General features: G+C 69.1%; 1 protein-coding gene (only partly in view). It reads right to left on the bottom strand.

All coding sequences use genetic code 11. The features are described 5' to 3' along the window. A protein-coding gene (locus PSm6_RS09355; RefSeq protein ID WP_265170106.1) for an Ig-like domain-containing protein crosses the window boundary here: on the bottom strand, positions 1-25,119 show its 3' portion. 17,772 nt of this gene lie beyond the right edge of the window; 25,119 of the gene's 42,891 nt are visible here — the last part of the coding sequence; its start codon lies beyond the right edge, outside the window; its stop codon occupies positions 1-3.

Raw genomic sequence — 25,119 nt, forward strand, 5'->3', positions numbered from 1 at the left:
TCAGCTAGGAACGATATCAATTGGCCATTTCGGCTGGTTCTGGAAGCCTCGGAACTTCACCGAGATCGCCTTCACGCCGATCGGTACCTCGCCCAGGCGTTTCACCTGCCCGGTCTTCAGGTCGACGAAGCCGAGGCTGCGACGCACATTACCGTCCACTTCATCCTCCACCAGCAGCATGGCGCCACCGGCCTGGGGCATGTCGTCCATGGAGAGCACTTTCGGGGCGCTGCCGAAGCCATCGCCGAAGGTAAGCTCGGCCAGGGTCACCCAACCATTGTTCGCACTCAGGCGGCTCAGTGAGCAGCCGTTCAGCAACAGGGGCTCGCCCTGCCATTGAGCTAGGCCGGCGCCGCAACGGAGGTCCGCCTCGTGCTGGGAGAGGACCTGCACCTCGTTCTGGCCCCAGGAGGTGCGACGGAGCTGGCTCAGCGTGAGGAAATCCTGGTCATCGATGTTCTCGGACATGAGCATATAGGCCAGGTTGCCCCGGGCATCGTCCAGCAGCTGCCCGCTGGGACTGGCCCAGGCGCTGTCGTCGAGCCGCCCCAGGGAAGGCAGCTCATACGCCTCGTAGCCGAAGCCTTCCGAAGAGCCTGAGGTCGCCGTCCAGAGGTCGCCGTTGTTATCCACGTCCAGGCTGACATACCAGCCATTGAGATCACCGGCCGTCGTCATCGGCCCGGTGAAGCCGGACTGTTTCAGCACGCGGCTGGTTTCCATGCCGTCGGCATCTTCCAGCCCGAAGACCTCGAATTCCGGCAGGGACGCGGGGTCGCTCGGGTCGCTGCCCACCTGCACTTCCAGGGCATCGTTGAAACCGTCGCCATCGCTGTCCGGGTTGCTGTCGCTGGAGCCGTGCTGGGCTTCGGCGGCGTTGCACAGCAGGTCCAGGTCGTCGTCGCGGCACGGTGTGAAGTTGACGAGACGCTCACGATCGGCGGCAGAGATGCCCTTGAGCGCGTTCTCGCTCAATCCCTGAAGCACACTGGCCATGTCCTGGGCGCCGGCTTCGGCGTTTTCAACGGCCAGGAACGACATCACCACGCGGTGCTCGTTGGCAGGTATCTCGAAGCGATAACCGATGCGCCAGCTGTAGTAGGCATCGCTGTACAGCTCGTCGCTGTTGAGCGAGGCGCGCCCTGCCGGGTCCGCGAAGACATGCACGGTGGAAATCGGGCCCGGCATGTTGCCCTGCTCTCCATAAGTCCGCTTGCGCAGGCTCAGCCAGCTGTCATCGGCGGTGAGCTGGTCGTCGCCGCTGGAAGTCTGCTGCAGGTTGCCCGGCCCCCAGTAGTGCGGGCGAGAACTGAGGATCGGAGCGATGGTCCGGGCCTGGCCGCTGACGTTGTAGTAGCGGTCCAGCACCCGCAGGAAGCTGCGGCCGGTAGCCGGCGCGTAGTACTCGCGGCTGACCAGCAGGCCTGCGTCCACCGCCTTCAGCGGCGAGCGCCAGATCGGCTCGTCGCCCATGCGGCTATAGAGCTGGGGCTGCAGCGGTGCGGCCTGCACACGCGCCGCCACCCCTGCCTGCGAGTTGCCGAGGCCTTCGAGCTCCAGGGCATATTCCACGCCGAGGTTGCCGGACCCATCAGTACGCTGGATGCGCACGCGGCCATTCTGCTCGACGAACAGGCTCAGGCCGGCCTCCATCTGCATGGAGGGGGAATCGCCTTGGCCCAGCGGGAGGCGGTCGTCGGCACGGTTCTCGGGGTCGGTGCCGTCCGCGAACAGCTCGTCACCGTCGCCACGGCCGCCGCCATCGCTGTCGAATTTGTTCGGCGACAGGCCCAGCTCCAGCTCCAGCTTGTCGGGCAGGCCGTCACCGTCGCCGTCCAGCAGGCGCGGGTGAGTGCCCTGGCGGAATTCCTCGATATTGCTCAGGCCGTCGCCGTCCTCGTCGCCATCCGGGCTGGTGCCGTCCATGCCGTACTCGACCTCGAAGGGGTCCTCCATGCCGTCATCGTCGCTGTCGCGCTTGTCCGGGCGGGTGCCGTACTGGCGCACTTCCTGGTAGTCGTTGAGTCCATCGCCGTCGGTGTCCGCCTTCAGCGGGTCGGCGTTGTTCTCCACTTCTTCGCGGTCGTTCAGCCAGTCACCGTCGGTATCCTGGCGGGTCGGGTCGGTGTGGTGCAGGCGCACCTCGTCGGCATCCGACAGGCCCTCACCGTCGGTGTCGGAGCTGTAGGGGTTGGTACCGTGCTCCTGCTCTTCCAGGTTGCTCAGGCCATCATCGTCCCAGTCTTCGCCGGCCGCTTCCGGGTTGGCTTCCAGCGGCGCCGGGCCGTAGTTCAGCTCGAAGTAATCGTCCAAGCCGTCGCTGTCGCTGTCGATCACGTCCAGGCGAGTGCCGAGCAGGGTCTCGCGGATGTCCGAGAGGCCATCGCCGTCGGTGTCCGCGTGGCCCGGCAGGCGGTCGACGTCCATCCGGTAGTTGCCTTCGGCCGTGGGCACGTAGGTGACGGTGTAGCCATGCAGGTCGAAGTTGCAGTAGCCGCTCTGCTGGATGGCGTAGTCCGGGTAGACCAGACGGCCATTCACACTCGGCAGGTTCTGCGAATCCACGGCGCCGTACCACTCGCCATGGGCGAAGCGGGTACGGGTCTGCAGGCCGCAATGCCAGCCGTTGAGCGGCAGCTTGTAGTAACGGTTTTCGATGCGGCCGTCACGGTGGATCACGGTCTGCACGTCTACCAGTTCGTCGCTGCTCACGCCCTCGCGACCCCAGTCGGTCCAGGTGAGGACCAGGCGGTCCGGCAGCGTGGCCAGGTGGAAGGCCTGGCTGCCCTGGTCGTTCTCCACCAGGCGCTGCAGCGGAATGTCCTGGATGCCGTTGCTGCCGCCGATCTCCACCTGCTGGTCATGCACACGGATCGTCAGCGCCTTGTCGGCGAAGGCGAAGTCAGCGGGCAACTGCAGGTCGAGCTGGGTGTTGGGGTCGTCGTAACGCTGGCCGAGGTCGCCGCTCAGGGGCTCGACATAGTTGTCCTCGCCACCCAGCATCACATCACCGGCGTCGTAGGACCCGTCGATGTTCAGCTGCACGGCCTGTTCGGCGTGCACCGGGTAACCCAGCACGTCCTTGTCGAGCTTGATCAGCCACTGCGCATTCTCGCGGCGGTTCAGGTCCTCGAAGAGGAAGCGACCATCGGCACCCGTGGTCACGGTGCTGGAGTCGCCCAGCAGGCGCGCCATGAACGCCGGGACTTCGCCGCCCTGATCCTGGTTGCGACTGAGGCTGACCTGGACATCCGCCAGGGGCACGCCCAGTTCGTTGACCACGCGACCGGCGATGCTGCTCGGCGGCACTGCCACCACGTCAAGCTCCAGGGTCTGGCGACCAACGTTGTGGTTGCTGTCGGTGGCGCGGACCTCGAAGCGCACGGTGCCCTCGCCCGGCAGGGTCAGCTGCTGCTGGTGCTGGCCGACGCCGTTGAACACGGCCTGCTGCTCGCCGTCCATGAGCAGTTCGACCTCGCCGACGATGCCGGCGTCCTGCACGTCGAAGGTCAGGGTGATCGGGTCGCCCGGGTAGAACGGGCCTTCGCTGTGGGCGATGCTCACGCTGGGCGCCTGGGTGTCGGGCACGCTCGGCTCGGGGTCGCGGCCATCGGGGATGCCGTCGCCATCGACGTCCGGGTTTTCCGGGTCGAGGCCCAGCGGAATCTCGTCGGCGTCCGGCAGGCCGTCGTTGTCGGAGTCCACCAGGTCGCTGAGGTTGACCAGGTCCTGGACCTCTTCCTGGGTCACGCCGACGTCTTCGAAGGTGGCCGACGCCAGTTCACGCAGCACACGCTCGGCTTCGGTACGGCTGTAGTTCTGCACGGCGTAGTGCATCAGCACCTGGCGGCTATGGGGCTTGAGCGTCAGGTTGTACGTCACCGAGTAATCGTCGCCACTGCGCATCACGAAGGTCGGGCGCACCTTGGCACTGGCGCTGCTGAACAGCAGGCCCACGGCCGGGTCGCCACCGCCATTGCTGCCGTCGTCGGTCAGCAGCCAGTTGTCGGCCGTGGTGAAGGCCTGGTCGCCGCTGGACGTAGCGATGGTGTAGGTGGAGCCATCGGAGCCGAGGTTGCCGTTGATCCGCACCGGGATGGTCAGTTCCTGGTCGCCGGTGTTCTCGATGCGCTCGATGAAGCGCGCGTAGCTGCCGCTCTCCGGTACGTAGATGCTGCGGCTGACCTTGAGTACGCCGTTGCCCATGGCCTGCGCAGGCAGCGTCACTTCGCGGCCGGCCAGGCGCAGCAGGCCCGTGCTGATGGAGGGGAAGCCCTGCTCGTTCACCGTCAGGTACTGGCCGCCGTCATAGGCGTCGCTGGTGCCGTCGTTGATCGTCCCGTTGCCCTGGATATCCCAGCGGTAGCCGTTGTTGAGGTTGTAGGCGAACCCGACGTTGCCCTCGTAGCTCAGCTCCGCGTCGGTGATGGGGTCACGGACCTGGCGAGGCAGGGCCTTGAGCACCAGCGGTTCGACGCGAACGTCTTCCGAGTCCACCGGCACCTGTGCCAGCACCTGGGCAAACATGGGTTGCTTGCCGAACAGCGCGGTGGCCTGGACCTTCAGCGCCGTGTCGGTGGTCAGCACCTGGAGCTGGTAATGGCCCTGGGCGTCGGTGGTGGTCTCGATGCCTTTCACCCGTACCAGGGCGCCGGCGATGCCTTTGCCCAGCACGTCCTGCACGCGACCGGAAACCTGCAGCTCGGGCACGGTGGCGACGGCCACGGTCAGGTCCGCAGTGCGCACGTTGCCGTTGCTGTCGGTGGCACGGACCTGCAGCAGGGTGCTGTCCTGGTTCGGCAGGATCACGGTGAAGGTCTGGGTGCCGCCGCTGGTGCGGGTTTCGCGCAGCAGGCCGTCCTGCAGCAGCTCGACCTTGGCCACCAGGCCGTTGTCGCTGATCAGCGCGGTCACGTCCAGCGGCTGGCCGCCGTAGCGACGGGCCGGCTCCAGGGGCTGGAAGGTGACGTTGGGCGCGGTGGCGTCAGGCACCAGCGGCTCGCTGTCCTTGCCGTCCGGGATGCCGTCGTGGTCGCTGTCCGGGTTGGCCGGGTCGGTGCCCAGGCGCGCTTCGTCGGCGTCGCTCAGACCGTCTTCGTCCTGGTCGTAGAAGGCGAAGAAGTTCACCACCTTGCCGGCCAGGGTCGGGTCGAGGTTGTCCAGGCCCAGGCCCTTGAGGCTGCGCAGGCGAGCGCCGGTCTGCATGGCGGCATCGGCCGAGCCTTCCAGGGTGGAGAAGTGCATGACCACGCGGCGTTCGCCCGCCGGGATGCGCACCTGGTACTCCGCCAGCCATTGACGGCCGTTGCGGCTGACCAGGCTGGTGCCCTGGCGACGGTTGGCGTTGCCGCCCAGCACCTGCAGCAGCACCGGACGGGTCGGCGTGGCGGAGTCGCGCAGCGCCAGGTAGTCGTCGGCGATGGTCAGCTGGTCGTCGCCACTGCTGGTGACGATGGCGGTCTGGGCGTCGTTGGCACCGTAGTAGGACTGCAGGCGCAGGGTGACCACCTGCTCGGTACCGCTCGGGTTGTCGAGGATCTCCAGGTAGCGGGCATAGGCACCACCCACGCTGGGCACCAGCACGCGGCGGCTGACCACTAGGTTGCCCAGGCGGCGCCCTTCGTAGTGGTACTCGCGGCCGTTGGCGCTGCTGGTGGCATGGTTGTAGGAGTAGCCGTACTGGTTGCCGTTGACGAACAGCTGGTTGGCCCAGTAGTTCGGGTCCACCGCGCCGCCGGTGGTGGAGCGCAGATCGCCACTGTAATAGAAGTTCCAGTCGCGGTTGTTCTCGTCCTTGGCGGTGCGATAGCCATTGATGTTCGCGCGGTCGTCGGCGGCCACCTTGGGATCGGTGCCATCGACGAAGCGTTCGTTGATGTCGCGGCGGCCACCGTTGTCGCCGTCGGCCTTGAGCGGGTCGCTCGGCGGCGTGCCCAGCACTTCCCAGCCGTCCAGCAGCTCGTCGCCATCGGTGTCGACGTTGCGCGGCGAGGTGCCGGCCTGGAATTCGGCCAGGTTGCTCAGGCCGTCGCCGTCGGTGTCGTCCTGGGCGCCGACGTTGAGCAGGTTGTTGTCCACCTCGTACTTGTCGGGCAGGCCGTCGTCGTCGCTGTCCGCCTTGAGCGGATCGGTACCGTGGTTGAAGAGCTCGGCGTAGTCGCTGAGGCCATCGCCATCGGTGTCGGCCAGGTCCGGACGGGTGCCACGCGCGACTTCATCGGCATCGAGGACGCGATCCAGGTCGGTGTCGCGGGTCAGCGGGCTGGAATGATGCACCAGCACCTCGGCACCGTCGGTGAGCCCGTCGCCATCGGTATCGGCCACGCGCGGGTGGCTGCCGGCATCCTGCTCCTGCAGGTTGTTCAGGCCGTCGCCGTCGGTGTCTTCGACCGCTTCGCCGTTGGCGAGCTTGGCCGCGAAACCATAGCGCTGCTCGAAGCCGTCACGCAGGCCGTCACCGTCGCTGTCGGCCTTGAGCGGGTCGAGGCCCAGCAGGTATTCGAGGGCATCGGCCAGGCCGTCGCCATCGCTGTCCGCCTGGGTGGTCCAGTTGACGATGCCGCGCTGCTCTTCAAGGGTCAGGTTCGGTTCCTGGACATCGCTATTGGCCAGTTGCTCCAGGGTGCTGCGCGCACGTTCGCGGCTGGCATCCTGCACCAGGTACTGCACCAGCACCTGACGGCTGCGCGGCGCCAGGGTGACCTGGTAGTTGGCACGGTACTGGTTGCCGCTGAGCCAGGTGGAAACCGGGCGCAGGGGCGCATCCGTGCCTCCGATGACCACGCCGGCAGCGTACAGGCCACTGTCTGGGGCCACGTCGTCGGTCAGCAGGTAGCTGTCTTCCGGGTCGAAGCCGGCGTCACCGGACGAGGTCTGTACCACGGGGCGGGTCGCGTAGAAGTTGCCGTACACATAGAAGGGCACGGTCACCGGCTGGTCGCTGGGGTTCTCCAGCACGTTGATGAAGCGGGCGTAGTTCTGGTTCGCCGGCACATAAACCTTGCGGCTGACCATGACATTGCCGAGCTGCTTGGCCGGATAGATCAGCTCGCGGCCATCCAGGCGGGTGCGATAGGTGTTGCTGTTGTAGTTGTTGCCATTGACGACGAGGTACTGGGCACCGCTGAAGGTCCAGTTGGAGGCGTAGGTGCCGTTGTTGATACCGCCATAGGTGTTGAAGTCCCAACGGACGCTGTTGTTCACCTCACGATTGAAATAGGTGCTTTCCTCGGCGGCAGCCACATGGCGCTCTTCGATCGGCTCGAACGCGGTACGGCCGTGAGCGGCCAGCACCAGGTCACCGATATCGGAACTGCTGCCACGGGCCAGCTCGAACACCTCGCTGGTGGCGGAGACCAGCTGGTTGCCGAAGCGTGCCTCGGCCTTGACCCGTGGTTCCAGCGCCAGGGTGGAGGCAGACAGGGTGAAGCGGCCCTGGCTATCGCTGGTGACGGTGGCCGAGGACGGCATCGGGCCGGTGCCATTGCTGAAGGCCACTTCGTCCACCAGGGTCCAGGGACCATTGGCGCGGAAGCTGACACGAACGTAGCGGCTGTTGATGTTCAGCCCGGACAGAGTCAGTTGGGCATGGGCGTCGAGGGACATCCGATCGCGGTTGTTGGCATTGCTCGGGGCGGTGTTCAGGGTGCCGACCGGCACCCAGTCGTTGCCCACTTTCTGCAGCACGTCGAAGGACGGCAGCACGTAGTCCGACAGGGTGTTCTGGGTCGAGCCGACCTTGAGGCTGGTCAGGCTGACCACACGGCCGAAGTCGAAGTCGACGTTCAGGGTGCGGTCGCTCCAGCCCAGCCACTCGTAGGCACCGCCTGCGCCCAGGTCAGCGGCATAGCCGGCCACGCCCAGTTGGCCGTCGATCAGTTGGCGACCGTAGTCGTCGCCGTAGCAGTAGTGCCAGCAGTCCGTACCCTGGTCCAGGGTGTAGGAGACCGGCTTGATGCGGGCGGCTTCGTAGCCGTCGACCAGGGTCACCTGGGCGCCTTCCACGGCGCGGCCGTTGCCATCCAGCACGCGGCCGGTGACCTGGGTGCCGGCGTCGTCCACCAGGCTCAGGCGGCGCACGCCGCTGCGGCTTTCGTTGCCGTTGGTGTCGCGGGCGCTGGCTTCGATATCCAGCTGCGCGCCAACGGCCGGCACGCGGATCACATGCTGGTAGGGCGCGCGGTCATAGGTGGCCACGGCCACGCCGTTGACATAGAAGGTCACGCTGGCCACGCGGCCGTCGTCGCTGGCGTCGGCACGCAGGCGCAGTTGCTGGCCGTGGGCCAGGCTGGCGCCGGCCGCCGGGGAGACCAGGCTCACGGTCGGCGCCTGGGTGTCCTTCTCGGTGGGCGCGCTGTCTTCGCCGTCGAGCAGGCCGTCCTTGTCCATGTCCGCGTCCAGCGGGTTCAGGCCACGGGCCACTTCCACGCCATCGGACAGGCCATCGCCGTCGGTGTCCGCCACCTTCGGATTGGTGAGGGTCTCCAGCAGCTCCTGCTTGTTGCTCAGGCCGTCATTGTCATAGTCCTGGCCGGCGTCCTGGGCGTTGCGCGGGTTGAGGATGTCGGCGTAGGGGCCCTTCAGCTCGATGAAGTCGGAGAGGCCATCGCCATCGGTGTCCGCCAGGTCCGGGCGGGTGCCGTAATTGTTGATCTCTTCGTAGTCCGGGATGCCGTCGTCGTCGCTGTCGGCCTTGCGCGGGTTGGCCTTGTACTGGACTTCCTGGGCGTCGAGCACGCGGTCGTAGTCGCCGTCCTCGCTCAGCGGGTCGCTGTTGTGCTGGTTGACCTCGGCGCCATCGGTCAGCCCGTCCTCGTCGCTGTCGACCTGACGCGGGTGGGTGCCCAGCTCCTGCTCGCGCAGGTTGCTCAGGCCGTCGCCGTCGCTGTCCAGGTTCTGCTCGCCCGCCACCAGCGGGTTGAAGCCGTACTTGACCTCGAAGCCGTCCAGCAGGCCGTCGCCATCGCGGTCGGCGATGAAGGCGCTGGTGCCATTGGCGTATTCGTAGACGTCCTTGAGGCCGTCGTTGTCGCTGTCCTTGAGGGTCAGCTCGTGCATCATCACCAGGATGCCCGGGTGGTAGATGGTGAACAGCGGGTCGTTGTCGCCCGGGCGGCCCGACTCGGTCGGGGTGAAGCCGAAATAGACCTGGCCGGCGCCATAGGCATAGCGGATGGCGACCACGCGTTTTTCCGCACGGGTGCCGGTGAACATCAGCGGTGCGGTACCGGGCGCCAGCTTGTCCATCGGCATGTAGGCGTGGCCGGAATAGCTGGTGTTGCGATAGGGCCACCAGGAACCGACGCGGCTTTCACTGGCATCGGACCAGCGCAGCACCGGCGTCAGGCGGATCGAGCTGCCCGTCCACACCGACTCCGCAGGCTGGCCGGGCACGTCCGCCAGCACGGCATTGGAGCTGGTGTTGTAGTTCTCGCTGAACAGCAGCGTGCCGCCGTTCTGGACGAAGGCGAAGACCTTGGCGCGGTTGCTGGAGTAGTTGCCGTTGCCGTAGTAGTCCCGCGAGCTGTCCACCATCAGCATGTCGACTTGCGACAGGTCGAAGCTGGCCAGGTTGCTCACCTGCACCGGCTCGTAGCCGGCACGCTCGATGATCAGCCGCTGCGAGGGCTGGCCGGCGTTGAAGCGCGCGTTGAAGTAGCCCACCCGCACCTTCGGCTGCTGCAGAGTGATGGTGCCGACGTCCGTGGTGCCGCCCCAGACCGGGTCGGTGGGTGCGGAGACGGCGGTCACCGCCTGGTTGCCCAGCAGGCCGCTGGCGATGACCGAGACCACGCCCGGTGCCACCGGCACGCGGGTGATGACGAAGCTGCCGTCGCCGCCGCTGACTGCGGTCTGGCCGCCGACGTCGAGCTGGGCGCCCACCACCGGCTGGCCGTTGCTGTCGAGCACGCGGCCGATCACGGTGGTCAGTGGGTCCTGCACCAGGGCGAAGCTGTGCTCGCCACTGCTGCCGACGTTGTTGTTGGTGTCGGTGGCGATGATTTCCAGGCGCAGGCTGTCGGCGTCGCTCGGCAGGTTCAGGCTGTAGGTGAAGGGCGCGGCGTTGACCAGCGCGATCTGGGCACCGTTGAGGCGGAACGCCACCTTGGTGACCCGGCCGTTGTCCTGCAGGGTCGGCACCAGGGTCATGCGCAGGCCCTTGATCAGGGTCTGGCCGACCTTCGGATTGTCCAGGCCCACGCGGGGCGCCTGGGTGTCCTTGACCAGCGGCTCGGCGTCTTCGTCGTCGCGCAGGCCGTCGCCGTCGGTGTCGGCCTTCAGCGGGTCGGTGCCCTTCTGGTCCACTTCGACGCCGTCCAGCAGGGTGTCACCGTCGCTGTCCGGGTTGTTGATCAGGGTGCCCAGCTGCGCCTCACGGGCGTTGCTCAGGCCGTCGTTGTCCTTGTCGGCCTGGCCGTCGGCCGGGTCGCTGGGGTTCAGGCCCATCTGCAGTTCGAGCGGGTCGGGGATGCCGTCGCCGTCGGTGTCTTTCTTCAGCGGCGAGGACGCCGGGATGTTGCTGACCTCGGCACCGTCGGACAGGCCGTCTTCGTCGGTGTCGACCTTCAGCGGGTCGGTGTGGTGGGTGCGCACTTCGGCGCCGTCGGAGAGGCCGTCGCCGTCGGTGTCGGCCACCCGCAGCTTGGTGCCCAGGGCGGCTTCTTCCAGGTTGCTCAGGCCGTCGCCGTCGAGGTCCTCGGCGCCGTCGTCGATGCCGTTGCCGTCGGAGTCGCGCAGCGCCGGGTCGAGGCCCTGGGTTTCCATTTCCAGCTTGTTGCTCAGGCCGTCACCGTCGAAGTCGCCGACCGGGTCGAAGACCTGCAGTTTCAGGGCGTTGCCCAGCACCACCGGCTTGACCGGCGTGCCCGGCAGGGTGCCGCTCAGGGTCAGGGGCAGCAGGGCGCCGTCGGCGATCGGATCATTGGCCGCACTGAAGAGAGCCGGAACGGTGAGGGTGCGGGTCGGACTGTAGTACCAATTGAAGCCCTGGCTGGTGCCAGCCAGCTCGGCGCGGCCGTTGGCGACGTTGTACCAGCTGATGTTGTCGGCCAGGGTCAGCGGGATCTGGATGCTCTGGCCGGCCAGGACCTTGAGTGGCCCGGCGACGCTGAACAGCGCATGGGGCGCGCACAGCTCGGCGCCCTGCTCGCGGACCTGGTCGTCGCGGGCGACGCCACGCAGACCGGAGCCGGTGGTGTCGTAGCGGTAGCAGCGGCCCAGCGCCAGGGCGGGCTGCGCGTCGAAGGTCAGGGTGCGGCCGTCGCTGCTGAGGGTGGCGCTGCCGCCACGGGCCGCGTTGCCTTCGAAGAACTTCAGGGCATCGCCGCTGGCCAGGCGCACCGGCTCGTCGAAGTCGAAGTAGGCGCGCAGCGCAGTGCCCTGGCGGGCCTCGATCAGGGCGCGGACGACTTCCGGCGGCTGCACGGTGAAGCTGATGCGGAAGCGGCTGGTCAGGTCCAGGTTCGGCAGGGCCTGCACCGGCCCGGCCAGGCTGACGGTGACTTCCTCGAAGGTCTCGTCGCTGATGGCCATCCAGCCCTGGCCTGCGCTCAGTTGCACGGTGGTGCCACCGGCCTTGCCATCCACCAGGGCGGAGCCGCTGGCCTGGACGTTGACCGCCAGGTTGGCGGGCTTGCCGTCGACCTGGGTGATGGGGTTGCCGAAGCGGTCCTGCAGCATCAGTTGCAGGCGCACGTCCTGCTTGATGCCACGGGTGAGCACCGCGCCGTCGTCCTGCACCCGGCCCTGGTCGTTGAGCAGGCGCAGGTGGCTGGCCACGGCCGGCAGCACGGTGAGGTCGAGGTTGCTGTAGCAGCAGTTGACGTTGCCGCGGGCGTCGTAGGTGTAGCGGATGCTGTTGCCATTGCTCGACAGCGGCAGGCTGAACTGGCCGGCTTTCTGGCCAACCTGCAGGTTCAGCCGCGCACGGCCGTCCTTCACGGTCACCTGCACCCGCTCCACGGTCTGGCCGTTGAGGGTGGTGCTGCCGATCTGGATGCCGGCGCCGGGCTGGGCGTGGTAGTCGGCGGCCGGCAGGGTCACCACCAGCAGGCTGCTCTGGTCGTCGGTGACCGGGTTGAGCACCAGGTCCTGGGACTGGATGTCCAGGGTCAGGGTCTCGCCCGCCGCCACCGGCGGCAGGTAGCTGAGCAGCAGGTTGCGGGTCGGGCCGGCGAGCAGGCCGAGGGCTTTCTCGGCGCGGGCCACCTGGGTGAATTGCGGCAGGTCCGCCCACAGCAGGTAGTCGCCCAGGCTGCGGTCGGCGTTGAAGGTCAGGCTGGCGTAGCCGCCGCTGTCGCTGTTGCTGGTGCCGAGGTTTTCCACATAGCCGTCGACCAGGCGACGCAGGCGCCATTGCACCGGCTGCTCCGGCACCGGGCGCGCGGCGGCGTCGAGCACCTGCACGCGGTAGATCGGACGTTCCTGCACCCGCGCCTGGTCGGGGTTGTCGCTGCCCTGCACGGCCTTGAAGCGCAGCTGGTTCGGCGACTGGGTCAGGGCCACGGCGTATTCGCGGCTGAGGGTCTGCTGGCCGATGCGGTCGGTGAATTCCACCTGCACGCGGAAGCTATCGCCCGGCAGCACAGCTTCGGGCATGCGCAGGTCACGGCTGTGGCCGTTCCAGTAGGCGCCATTGCCGCAACGGAAGTTGCCGCTGTCCTCGCGCAGGCAACTGAACAGTTCCTTGCGCTCGCTGCCCACCAACTGCAGCACGCGCAGGCCCAGACCGCCGGTGTCGTCCAGGGCGTTGAGGTTGTTCAGTTGCAGGGTGACCAGGCCACCGTAGACGCCACGGGCCGGCAGGCTCAGCTGCAGGGCGGTGGCATCCGGCGCGCGGTCGCGGACCACGCGCAGGTTCTGCGCCGGGGACTCGCTGACCTGGCCGCGGCTGTCGGTCAGGCGCACCTTGAACGGCTGGTTGACGCTGCTGGCGACGCGCTCGGTGCGGCGGTCCTGGACGCTGAAGCTGCGGTTCAGGGTGGTGCCGCTGACATCGTAGTGATCGGTGAAGCCGTTCCACAGCAGGTCGACGCCCTTCAGGCCGACGTCGTCGCGAGCGGCCAGCTGGACGTCGAAGCGACCGCGTTCGATCACCTCGGCCGGCAGGTTCAGGGTGGTGACCTCGGGGAAGGCGTCGTCGATGACGGTGACGCGCAGATCGGCGCTGCTGACGTTGCCGGCGCGGTCACGCACCTCGACGTTGTAGACCTGCTCGCCAAGGCTGGTGGCGGCGTCCTGGTAGCTCAGCTGGTTCTGGCCGAAGGCCACCGCCACCACCTGGCCGTTGCGCATCAGCGTGGCCTTGTCGAGGGCGCCCTCCTCGTCCGCCATCTGTGCGGTGACGGTGAAGGGATAGCCGCGCACGGCACGGTTGTTGTCCTTGAACACCGCGCTGCCCTGGTAGCCGAGGCTCACGGTGGGGGCTTTGGTGTCCTGGTGACGGTAGAAGCGCTTGGCCGCCGATTCGGCGCTGTTGCCGAACACGTCCACCGCGCGGGCCTTGAGGTACTGGCCGCTGAAGCTGCTGTCCAGGGCCAGGCTGGCCTGGTACGGCTGGGCGCTGCGCAGGGCGACGCGCTGCCAGGGTCCGTTGCTGCCGGCGGCGACCAGGAATTCCACCTGGGCCAGGGGCTGCTGGCTACCGCTCACCTGGGCGCTGACGGTCAGCGGCAGGGGCAGCCAGGAATGTTCGTCGGCCACCAGGGCGATGCTGAAGGGGTTGGCCACGCCGTCGCCCGGCTCCAGGAACAGGTCGCGGGCAGTGCCCTGGCGGATCACGCCATAGGCGTCTTCCAGGCGCAGGCCCAGTTCCATGGACTGGCCACCCGGCAGGCTGGCGGGCAGGCGCAGCTGGGTCGCGCCAAGGCCCTGGCCGAGGGTGCCGGCCGGTTGGCCGTTGATGCTGAATTCGACGCCGCGCAGGCCGTCCTCGGCCAGGCCGAGGGCCAATGCCTGGGCCGCCTGCAGGTGGCTGCCGGCCAGGGGCTCGAGCAGCGAGGTGGTGCTGGCGCCCAGGCCATAGGGCAGCTCGTAGACCAGCACGCCCTGGCTGCCGAGGCCGACGGCCAGGCGGTTGTTTTCCACGGCCAGGGCACTGATGCGCTGGGCGAGCAGCAACTCGCCGTTGGCCATGGCCTGGCCGCTGGCAGGGTCCAGGGCCAGCAGGCGCACGCCCTGGGCCTGGGGTTGTTCGATCCACAGCAGGTTGCCACCCAGGTACAGCTGGCTGGCGCTGGCGCCGGCCAGCAGTTCGCTGCGCTGGCCGCTGCGCAGGTCGTAACGCCAGGCACGCTCGGCGGAGATGTAGAACAGCGCGTCGCCGGTGAAGGCCAGTTGACGGACTTCGCCACCCAGCTGGGCGCTCAGTTCGCTGACCGGCTGGCGGGCGTCGCTGCGCAGGTCCACCAGGAATACGCGGCCGCTCTCGCTGAGGGCGACGACACGGCTGCCATGGGCCGACAGCTGGCGCAGGCTTTCCTGGGCGTTGACCAGCAGGCTGCGGCGGCTGGCCGGGTTGGTCAGGTTGTCCAGGGGGGCGATCTGCAGGCTGCCGCCGCTGGCCACCAGCAGTTGGCCACGGGCGATGGCCAGGTCGTTCACCGGGGTCTGGGCGAAGACGGTCTGGGCCGCCAGGGTGGAGCGCGACAGCGCCACCACTTGCTGTTGCTGATCCTGGGCGAGGAACCACAGGTCACCGGCGCTGGCCACCTGGCTGGCGGCCTGGGTGAAGGCCTGGCTCGGGTAGAGGGTGGACTGCCAGCTGCCGGCGTCGTCCTGACGCAGCAGCTGGGCACCGAAGTTGTCGGCGGCGACCAGCACCTGGCCATCACGCAGGCCCAGGTCTTCCACGCTGCCACGGGTCGGGGTGGCCAGGCTGCGGCTGTCGTGCAACAGAGGGAAGCCGGCGCTACCGGCCTGCGGACGCAGCACCAGGCCTTCGCTGCCGCCCAGCCAGAGGCGGCCGCCGGTCCATTGGGCCGCGGCCACGGGCGCATTGCCCAGGCTCCAGTCGGCGATGCTCTGTCGGGTGGCCAGGTCGATCAGTTGCAGGCGGCCGTCGGCCAGCGCCAGCAGTTGGCCCGGCAGGGCGAACAGGCGCTTGGCGGCAGCACCCAGCTGCACGGAGGTGCCTTTCAGGGCGGCATCCAGGCGCCACAGGCGGCCGGCGGCGTCCGACACCTGCAACTGGTCGCCGCTGCGGGCCATGGCCAGCAGGTTCTCGCCGCTGAAGCTGGCGATGACCTGGCCGCTGCTGGACAGGCGCAGGACCTGGCCGGCGGTGAGCACCAGGAAGCCGTCGTTGCGGGCCAGCAGTTGGCGGACCTCGGCGCCCAGGGTCTGGGTGCCGCTGGCCTTGAGCTGGCTGCCCAGGGCGTCGAACCAATAGAGGTCGCGACCGCTGGCGCCGAGGACGCGCTCGCCCTGCACCGCCAGGTGGTTGAGGGGCGCGGCCACGGCCAGGCTGCCGGCGCTGCGCAGGCCGTCCTGCGGGTCCAGCAGGGTCAGGCCGAAGCCCTTGATGCTCAGCAGCAGGTAGCGCTGCAGGTTGTCCATGGCGGCGATGGGGCCGTCGAGGCGCTGGCGCAGGCCCTGGGCGTCATGCAGTTCGGCGCCACGTGCCAGCCAGTAGCCGCCCACCTGGGGCAGCATCAGGTCGAAGGGCAGGCGCGCGCTTTCGCTTTGCAGGTTCCAGGCGTCCACCACCGGCGCGCTCCAGCGCTGCTCCTGGCGGTTGCCCAGTTCGTCGTCGATCAGGGCGCGCACCCGCAGTTCGCGGATGCCCGCTGGCAGGCGCAGGCCGAGGCTGCCGGCGCCGCTGGCCAGCAGGCGGTCGTTCTGGTCCAGGGCTTCCAGGCTCATGCGGAAGCGCGCGGCGTCCACGCCGTTGAGGCTCAGGTCCACGCGGCTGCCGGCATACAGCAGGCTCGGCAGGCCGGCGAGTTGCGGCTGGGGCAGTTGCTGGGCCGGCGCGACGCGCAGGTTCAGTTGCTGTTCGCTGTAGTGGAAGTCGCCCGGGAAATAGGCACGGGCGCGCAGTACATAGCTTTCCTGCACGGCCACCTGGGGCAGGCGCAGGCTGAAGCGGCCCTGCTGGCCGGCGTCGAGGATGCGCTGCACGGACTGGCCGTTGAAGCTCAGCAGTTCGAGCTCCACCCAGGCCGGGACGTCGCCCACCTGGTAGGCCAGGGACAGGCTGGAGCCTTCGGCGAACACCTGGTTGTTGCCGGCGCCGCTCAGGGTGATGGCGCTGGTGGATTGGTTGGCCTTGGTGAACAGGCCGATATCGCGGGCACCGGCGGCGTCCTGCCAGCCGTAGCGGGCTTCGCCGCTGGCCGGCAGGCCGATCCAGCTGAAGCGCTGGCGCAGGCCGTTGACGGCGGGTTGCGCCTGGCCTTCACGGGTCAGGCTGGCGCCCGCGCCTTCGCTGCCGGCGTTGAAGGCGGCGGCCAGGGGCAGGCGGGCACCGGCGACGAGCACCGCGCCCTGGTCGGGCACGAGGTCGGCGGCGGCCACGGTGGCGGCGGGTACGGCCAGGTCCAGGCTCTGCTCACCGGCGTGGTCCTGCAGCACCAGGCGCAGGGTGGCCGGCGGGTTGGCCAGCAGCCAGGCGCGGCCTTGGGGGAAGGCCTCGCCGAGGTAGGTGTCCAGTTCGCCCTGGTACCAGAAGGCCTGGGCGGCCAGGGGCTTGTCGGCGCCATCGCGCAGGCTGAGATCGGCCTGGCCGAGGGCGGTTTCAGCCGCGGCAGGCAGGCCGCCCACCAGCACGCCGAAGGGCAGGCGCACGGCCTTGGCGGCCAGGGTGACGGCCGGTGCGGCAGCCACTTTCAGGGGTTCGACCACCAGTTGCTGCACGCCGTCGCGCAGTTGCAGGGACACCAGGCGGCCAGCGGTGAAGGCCAGGTCCTGGCGTTCGCCCGCCAGGGCGCCCAGGCGCTCGCCGTCACGCCAGGCCTGCCAGCTGTCGCCGTGCAGGTCGTTGCTGACCCGCAGCCAGGCCAGCTCGCCGTCGAAGCGGGCGCGTTGCACCTGGCCGTCCACGGCCAGCACGGTGGCATCGCCCAGGCGCCAGCCATCGGCATCCAGCAGCGGTTTGAAGCGGGTGGCTTCAGTCGCGGTCCAGGTCACCAGGCGCTCGCCATCGAGGGCGAAGCCCAGGCGGCCCGGCAGGGCCAGGCTGGCACGGCGCACCAGTTGCGGCAGGCGGCTGTCATCCAGCTGCAGCCATTCCAGGCCCTTGTCGGTCAGCACCAGCAGGCGCTGGCCATCCAGCTGCACCTGGCGGATTTCGTCGGCGAGGCTCAGGCCCACCAGTTCGGCCATGGCGCCGCCGTCGACGGCGTAGCCGCCCAGTTGCTGGCCATGACGGACGAACAGCAGGTCGCCACTGCCACCCAGCAGGGTGCCGGCGATGGGTTGTTCCACGGCCGCCAGCCAGGCGTCGCCCTGCCAGCGCCAGAAGCGCAGGTAGTCCTGGCCGTCGCGGCGGACCTGGGCCACCAGGCCGGTGCCGGTGAAGGCCAGTTGGCGGATGCGGCCGCTGTCACGGCTTTCCACCTGGCCAACGAGGGTGCGGATGCGGTAGCCGTCGCGCTGGGCGTTTTCGGCCCAGGCAGCGCCGTCCGCCAGGCCCGGCAGGCGGGTCAGGTGGCTGGCCTGGTAGCCGGTCTCGATGGCTTCGCGACGGCTTTCGGCTTGCAGGTAGCCCAGCTTGGTCAGGCTGCGTTCCAGTGCCTTCTCGTGGCCGGAGCGGTCACGCAGGGTGGCGGCCAGGCGCAGGCCGGCACCCTGGGTGAGGCTGTTCCAGACCTGGCGCTGGTCGCTGAAGGCCAGGCGCGCGGCGGCGCTGCCGGCATCGGCCGGGTCGAACAGGTCGAGGGTCGAGTCGCGGCTGAAGTCGTTCATGCCGGCCGGCGGCGGTGCGTCGATCCACAACTGGGTGCCTGCCAGCAGGGTGCTGGCCGGTTGCAACAGCAGGCCCACGTCCTGGTCGATGCCGTTGTCGGCGTGCAGGTTGAGGATGCGCTGGCTGCGCAGGGTCTGGCCCTGCCAGGTGGCTTCGAGGCGCAGCACCAGCACGCCATCGGCGGCGACCTGGGGCATGGGCACGGCCAGTTCCACCACCTCGTCGCCGTCGGCGGCGCGGGTCAGGGTACGGGCTGCCGGGTTGCCGGCATGTTGCGGGTTGCCGGCGATATCCAGGTTCAGGGTGGCCTGTTCCAGTTTGCGCATGCGCACCCGCACCGGGATGGTTTCGCCGGCCTGGACATCGAGACCATCGGCCGGAACCAGGAAGCTCAGCTCCGGCGCACCGGCACGGCTGTCGTAGGGCTGCAGGGTGACACTGGCCGGCGCACTGGCCAGGCCGTTGAGGTCGATGGCGCGGGCCACCACGCGGATCGGCTGGGTCGCTTCGGCAGCGATCGGCAGGCGCAGGCGGCTCGGGTCGGCCAGGCGCTGGCAGGCCTGGGCGTCGGCGAAGGGATCGGCGCTGTGGCTGTCGACGCAGGCTTCGACACGGTCGATGCCGTAGCGGTCGTAGCTGCGCAGGATGATCTCGGTGATCTCGCCACGGGGCACGAACTCGCCGTCCAGCGGGGCGATGATGGACAGCTGCGGCGGGGTGCGATCCGGCTGCAGGTCGTAGCCCACCGGGAAGTAGCGGTAGCTTTCCTGGCCGGCCAGGCCGAAGCCCACGCGCAGTTCGGCAGTGATCGGGGTGGCCGTGGTCGGCGCGCCCGGCAGGTCACGCAGACGCGGGTGCGGCAGGCTCAGGCTGGCCAGGCCGCTGGCGCGGTCGAAGCTGGCGGCCTGGTAGCGGCCGTCCAGCAGGCGCACTTCGGTGCTGCGTACCAGGTCCAGGTCGCCGCTGATGGCGAAGCGCAGCTCGGCCGGGGTGCTCTCTTCCACCGGCGTGGGCGCGGTGCTGAAGGAAGCCAGGGTCAGGTCCGGGGCGCTGATCTCGGCGTCGAAGCGGCGGTCGATGCTGTTGCGGCCGTCACTGGCGCGCAGCAGCAGGCTGAAGCCCTGGTACTCGCCGTTGAGGTCGAGGCTGAACTCGCCCTTCTGCACCGGTACCCAGTCGGTCTTCCAGGTCTGGCCGCCATCGGCGGACAGGCGATAGGCGAAGGCGATCTTGTCGGCGGCCAGCAGGTTGTCCTGGGCGCTGACCAGGAAGCCGTAGCGGCTGCCGGTTTTCAGGCGTACCGCCGGGCTCAGCGCGCGGCCGTCCTGCAGCTTGATCTGCAGGGAGTCGTAGCGCGGGGCCAGGCGGTCTTCGGCCTGGAACACGCCGTTGTAGGCGCCGGCCTTGATCAGCGTGTTGTCGCGGGCGGGGTTGCCGGCAGCGTCGCGGATACCGGTCAGGACGACCTGGTAGAGGGCGTTGGCCTCCAGCTGGGCGTCGGCGCGCAGGCGCAGCTCCAGGCGGTTGCCCTGGGTGATGAGCGGCTGGAAGCGGGCGCTGACGTCTTCACTCGGCTGGGCGTGGGTCTCGTAGTCCTTGAACACCTTGGTGACGCTGACGCCCTGCACCTGCAGCGGTTCATCGGCTTCCAGCACCAGCGGCTGGGACGCGCCGAGGGCGGCGATCAGGCGCACGCTCGGGGCGCTGTCGTCCACGGCGGTGAGCCATTGGGCCGGGGCGCTGTCGACGCGCTCGCCACTGGATTCGCGGAGGACCGAAACCTGGTACTGCCAGCCCGGCTGGCTGGCCGGGGTGACGAAGTTCAGGCCGTCGTCGGCCAGGGTGAAGGCCACGCGGTTGCTGGCGGTGGGCTGGATGCCCTGGCCGGCCGGGTACCAATGCAGGCTGAGGCCTTCGGACAGGCCCTGGGCGGCGATGTGCACCTGGGTGCCACCGGCGTCGCTGACCACCTGGCCGGCGGCATGGGCGGACTGCACCGCGTCGATGGCCAGCGGGGTGACCACGGCCAGGGCGGTGGGCAGGGTGGCGCGTTCGTCGCCGTAGCGGGCCTGCAGGCTGTAGAGGCCGGCCTGGTCCATCTGCAGGCGGAAGCTCAGCTGGTCGCCGGCGGCGTTGGCGCGCAGCTGGCTGCGGCCGAGTACGCGGTCACCGACCTGGAGTTCGTCGATCAGTTGCAGCTGGCGACCCTGCAGCACGTAGTCGCGCGGCACGCCGCTGATGCTGCGGTTGGGTTGCAGGCTGTCCAGGCGGACCTGGGCGGCGCCGAAGAAGTCCACGGCATCCACCAGCCACGGCAGGTCGATGTGCACCTCGGCGCCTTGCAGCCAGTCCAGCGGCGCCTGGCTCAGTTGCAGGCGGTAGAGGCCGGCCGGCTGGAAGCTCGGCTGCTGCACCAGGGCGCGCAGTTCGCGGCCCAGCAGCTGGGATTCGCTGGCGATGCTGTCGCCGCTGGCCGAGGACAGCGCCAGGCGCGCCTCGCGCCAGGCGTATTCGGCACCGGCCAGACGCAGGCCCAGCGGCTCGTCGGCGGCGGCCAGGCTTTCCGGGGCCAGGCCCCAGGCGTTGTTCATCGGCACGCTGGCGTTGAAGTAGTTGCCGCCGTTGCTCCATTCCAGCAGGTCGCCGTGCAGCTCCAGCTGCCCCAGGGAGCCCACGGTGTCGTTGGCGACGGTGATAGCCGCCACTTCACGGGCCACCAGGCGGCGCTGGTCGTCCAGGTCGAGGTCGAGGACCTGCAGGCGGCCGTTGTCCAGCCAGGCCAGCAGTTCGCCCTGGCTGGCGAGCTTGGTGATGCGTGCGGGGATTTCCAGCTCGCCCAGCACCGGCTCGCCACGGCCACGCAGCAGGGCGGCGCGTTGCAGCACCTGCAGCCCGGAGGTGCCTTGCAGGTAGAGACGCGAGTCGTCGAGCCACAGGGACTTGGCGCCGGCCAGGCCGTGCACCTGGGTGGCCAGTAACTGGGCCGGGTCACGGACGTTGCGCACTTCCAGGCGGTCGCCGTAGAGCAGGTAGAGGGCGCGGCCATCCAGCGCCAGGTCCACCAGCGTGCCACTGCCGAGGGTCAGCTCCTTGAGCTCCGGACCCTGGACCTGGCCATGGAATACCCGGTTGCCGGCCTTGACCAGCAGCAGGTCACCGGCAATGCGCACCTTGTCGTACTGGACCTGGCGGCTGTTGGCCAGGGCCGGCAGCGCCTGGGGCGAATAGAGGTTGGCCAGGTCGTAGACCTGCAGGCGGGTCTTGTCGCCCAGCACGGCGGCGTAGCGGTCGCCCAGGGCCAGGTCCACCACGTTGGCGGCGGCCTGCCACTTGGCCAGCAGTTGCGGGGTGCTGCCATCGCGCAGGCTGTAGAGCTGGACGTCGCGGCTGCTGCCGGTGAGCAGCAGGTCCCCCTGGCGGCGGAACTGCTGGACGCTTTGCAGCTGGCGGCGGGCCGGCAGTTCGATGCGCAGGCTGGCGTCGCTGGAAAGGTCACCGGCGAAGCCCTGGTTGCTCACTTCCACCAGCAGTTGGCCGAGGCTGTTCTCCGGCACGGCGAAGCTGATGAGGTCGGCGCGCTCGAGGCGGGTGCTGGCGATCTGGCGACCGTTGACCCGGACCACGGTGGACTCGCCGAAACCACGGCCTTGCAGGCCGACGATCTCGCCGGCGTTGTAGATGAAGCGCTTGGCCTGGACGTTGAGGGTGCCGGTCAGGCGGTCGTAGAGGCCGGTCTGGTCGATGCGCGGGTCGGCGACATAGGTCAGCGCGGCGCCCAGGAAGACTTCCTGGCCGCCCTGCTTCAGGCGCAGGCCCACCGGCAGGTTGCGGTCCGGCGAGGCCACCAGGCCCGGGACGCGGAAGCGCAGCTGGTTGTCGTCGCGGTAGAGCACGTCCGCCGCCGGCACGCGCTGGCCACCCACTTCGATGTCCAGGGCTTCGGCGAAGTTGCGACCGCGCAGGGTGACTTCGGCACCGCCACGCCAGCTGGCCTGGCGCGGCGAGACGCTGTCGAGCGCCGGTTGTTGCTGGTCGTCGGCGATGAAGCCGAAGCGGTAGTCGTGGCCCAGGGTGCGGCCTTGCTGGTCACGCAGGGCGGCGCCCAGCTGGACCTGGTATTGCTTGCCGGCCTGCAGCGCCGCCGGGCGGATCACCAGGCGGCCGACGCCGACCTGGGCCACCTGGGCCGGAACCGGGGTGCCGCTGAGCAGCAATTGCACCAGCTGGGTGCCCTGGTCGCGGAGCTGGGCGTTGTCCAGCAGGCGGTTGAATTGCACTTCGATGGCGCCGTCGCGTGGCAGGCGGCCGGAGGGCAGCGGCTGCTGGGACAGGATGGCGAGGTTCTGGTAGGCCAGGGTGTTGAGGCTGCCGCCCAGGTAGTTGGCGGAGTCCAGGCTGGGCAGCGGGTTCTCGGCGGGCACGCCGTCCAGGTAGACGAAGGCGCTGCCGGCATACAGGGCCTGGCTGCCCAGGGACAGGCTGTTGACGTTGCCGAGCACGCTGAAGTAGTCACGCAGGCCGATGCTGGCGCGGGCGTCGCCGTTGAGCCACGGCGAGATGTCGAACAGCTGCACGTCGCCCTGGCCGCCGGCCACGTAGAGGGTCTGCCCGGCCAGTTGCAGTTGGCCGGCGAACAGGTCGCCACGGCTGACCAGGTAGGTGAGCTTGAGGTCGGCCACCGGGGTGGCGTCGTCGCTGCGGTCCAGGTTGAACAGCTGCACGGTGGCGTTCTTGCCACTGGAGACCAGCAGGCGCTCGGGCGCGACCAGCAGGTCTTCGGGGACGAAGGGGTTGCCGGCCTGGTCGCGGGTGGCGACGCGGCGCACCACGCGGAATTCGCCGCTGGCCAGTTCCACTTCCACCAGCTGGCGCTGCTGCGGCAGGGTGGCCCAGAGGCTGGAGCCGGCCAGGCGCAGACGACCGGGCACGCCGCCCAGTTGCTGCACGCTGATCAGGCCGAGGTCGGTGAGCTTGAGGTCCTGGCCGATGCGGTACTGGCGCACGCCGTCCTTGTAGCCGACGTAGAGCAGGTCGTCGCGGCTGGCCAGGGCGTTGATCTCGCCGGCCATTTCCAGTTCGGCGAGCTTCTCCGGCGCGGCCGGCAGGGTCAGGTCGAATTGCAGCAGCTTGCGGCCGCCGGCGGCGAACAGCTGGCGATCGTTGATGGTCAGGTCGACGAAGCCACGGGGCGACAGGCCGTTGGCGGCTTCGTAGTGGTAGGACTTGGTCTGGCCGGCGAATTCGCGGGTGACGATCACCGGGTGCACCGGGTCGCTGATGTCGGCCACCAGCAGGCGCGCGGCGTTGCTGGTCAGGGTGGCGACGCGGCCCTGGCTGTCGAGCTTGTCGAAGCTGCCGCCGGTGACGGCGTAGAGCAACTGGCTCTCGGCGCCGTCGAGGCGGGCGATGGCGGAAACCGGGCTGGCCATTTCGGCCGGCAGGTTGACCGAGCCGGTGGGGATGCCGGTGTAGAAGTAGTCCACCGGCGAGTCGCTCTGCTCACCCGGGAACAGCTGGCTGATGGCGCTGACCTTGGCCTTGCCGAAGCTGCCGGCGGGGGCACGGACTTCGGCGCGGTTGCTGCTGAGGATCTTCAGGTCGCCGGCCAGGGCGCCGGCGAAGCGCACCTGCATGTAGTGGTTGAAGCCACGGCCGTGCAGGGTGACCAGGTTGCCGCCCTGGGGCGGGCCGGTCTGCGGTTGCAGGTCGTCGATCTCGATCTGCGGCAGCACGGTCATGGCGCCCTGGCGCAGGTAGGAGAGGCGCTGGTCGATGCGCTCGACCTTGACCGCCAGGCTGGCGCTGATGCCGGCCAGTTGCAGGTCCGGTACGTCGACGCGCAGTTGGGTGTCAGTGACTTCCAGCACTTGCTGGGGCTGCAGGCGGGTTTCGCCCAGCCACACGGCGAGCTGGTCGGCGGCGATGCCGAAACCGCTGCCCTTGATCACGGCGACTTCGCCACCGGCGGCGTGGAAGTAATGCAGGCCGGCGACACCGGCGACTTCACGCTGGACCTGGGTGATCTGCGGACGGATGCCGGTGAGGCGCTCCAGTTGCAGCACGAAGGCCTGACGCAGGGCGTGGCCGGCCAGGTCGGTGAGCGCGGTGCTCACTTCGATGCGCAGCGCGCCCTGGTAGTCGCCCTTGAAGGCGATCTGCACCTGGCCGCCACGCAGGGTGTTGGTGCCGGTCATCTCGAAGGCGCCGGCCGGCAGCGGCTGGCCGCCCTCGCCCAGCACGCGGATGACCTGGCCCAGGTGCGCCGGGTCGGTGTTGATCAGGTTGTTGAAGGCGATCAGTACCGATTCGCCGCTGCCCAGCACGGCACCGTTGCCCGGGGTGGCGGAGGCGACGGCGAGGTAGGGCGAGGTGTTGATCTGCACGCCCTTGCCGTTGCCCTGCATGACCTGCCCGCCGACGCCGAGCAGTTCGCCACCGGTCTTCTGGTTCTGCCAGTAGATGGTTTCGTACTGGCCCTGGGCGTTGGCTTCCAGCAGCAGGTAGGTGTCGCCGGTGCCGACGCTGATCAGGCCCTGCTGGACCTGCAGGGTAGGACGGCTGAGGGTGGCGCCGATGGAGTCGCCGGTGACGGTGCCGCGCTCGATGGCCTGGACGCGGTAGTCGAGCTTGTCGCCGAAGTCCTTGAAGGTGGCGAGGTGCAGCTGCTTGTCGCGCAGGAACAGCACGTACAGCTGGCCGTTGAGCCATTGCAGGTCCACCGGCGCACCCAGCAGGTCGGCGCGCAGGCTGCCGTCGAAGGGAATGCTCGGCAGCGGCGCCTGGGCGCCCAGTTCGTTGCGGCCCAGGGGCAGGAAGCGCACATAGCCGGTGCCCAGGTCGTTGGCGGCGGCCACGGCCAGGGCGCCGCGCTCGCTGTCCACGGCCAGGTCGAGGGCGCGGTGGTTGGGCAGGGTCAGGCTGGAGACCAGCAGCGGGCGGCCGAGGTCGTTGATGTCCACCACGCGCACGCCGTCGCGGTCGTTGGCCAGGTACACCAGGCTGCCCAGGGTCTCCAGGCCCAGCACCGGTTGGTCGAGGCGCAGCTGGGACAGGCGGATCGGCCGTTCCCACAGCCCGATGTCATAGATCTCCAGGCCGGCCGGCATCAGGAAGCGGTTGGAACTGGTGGGCGCGGAGCCCGCCTTGACGCCGACGAACAGGGTGTCGCCCACCACCTGGGCAGCACCGATCTGCATCGGCGGGTAGTTCGGCAG

The sequence above is a fragment of the Pseudomonas solani genome (genome assembly GCF_026072635.1).
Taxonomy (GTDB): domain Bacteria; phylum Pseudomonadota; class Gammaproteobacteria; order Pseudomonadales; family Pseudomonadaceae; genus Metapseudomonas; species Metapseudomonas solani.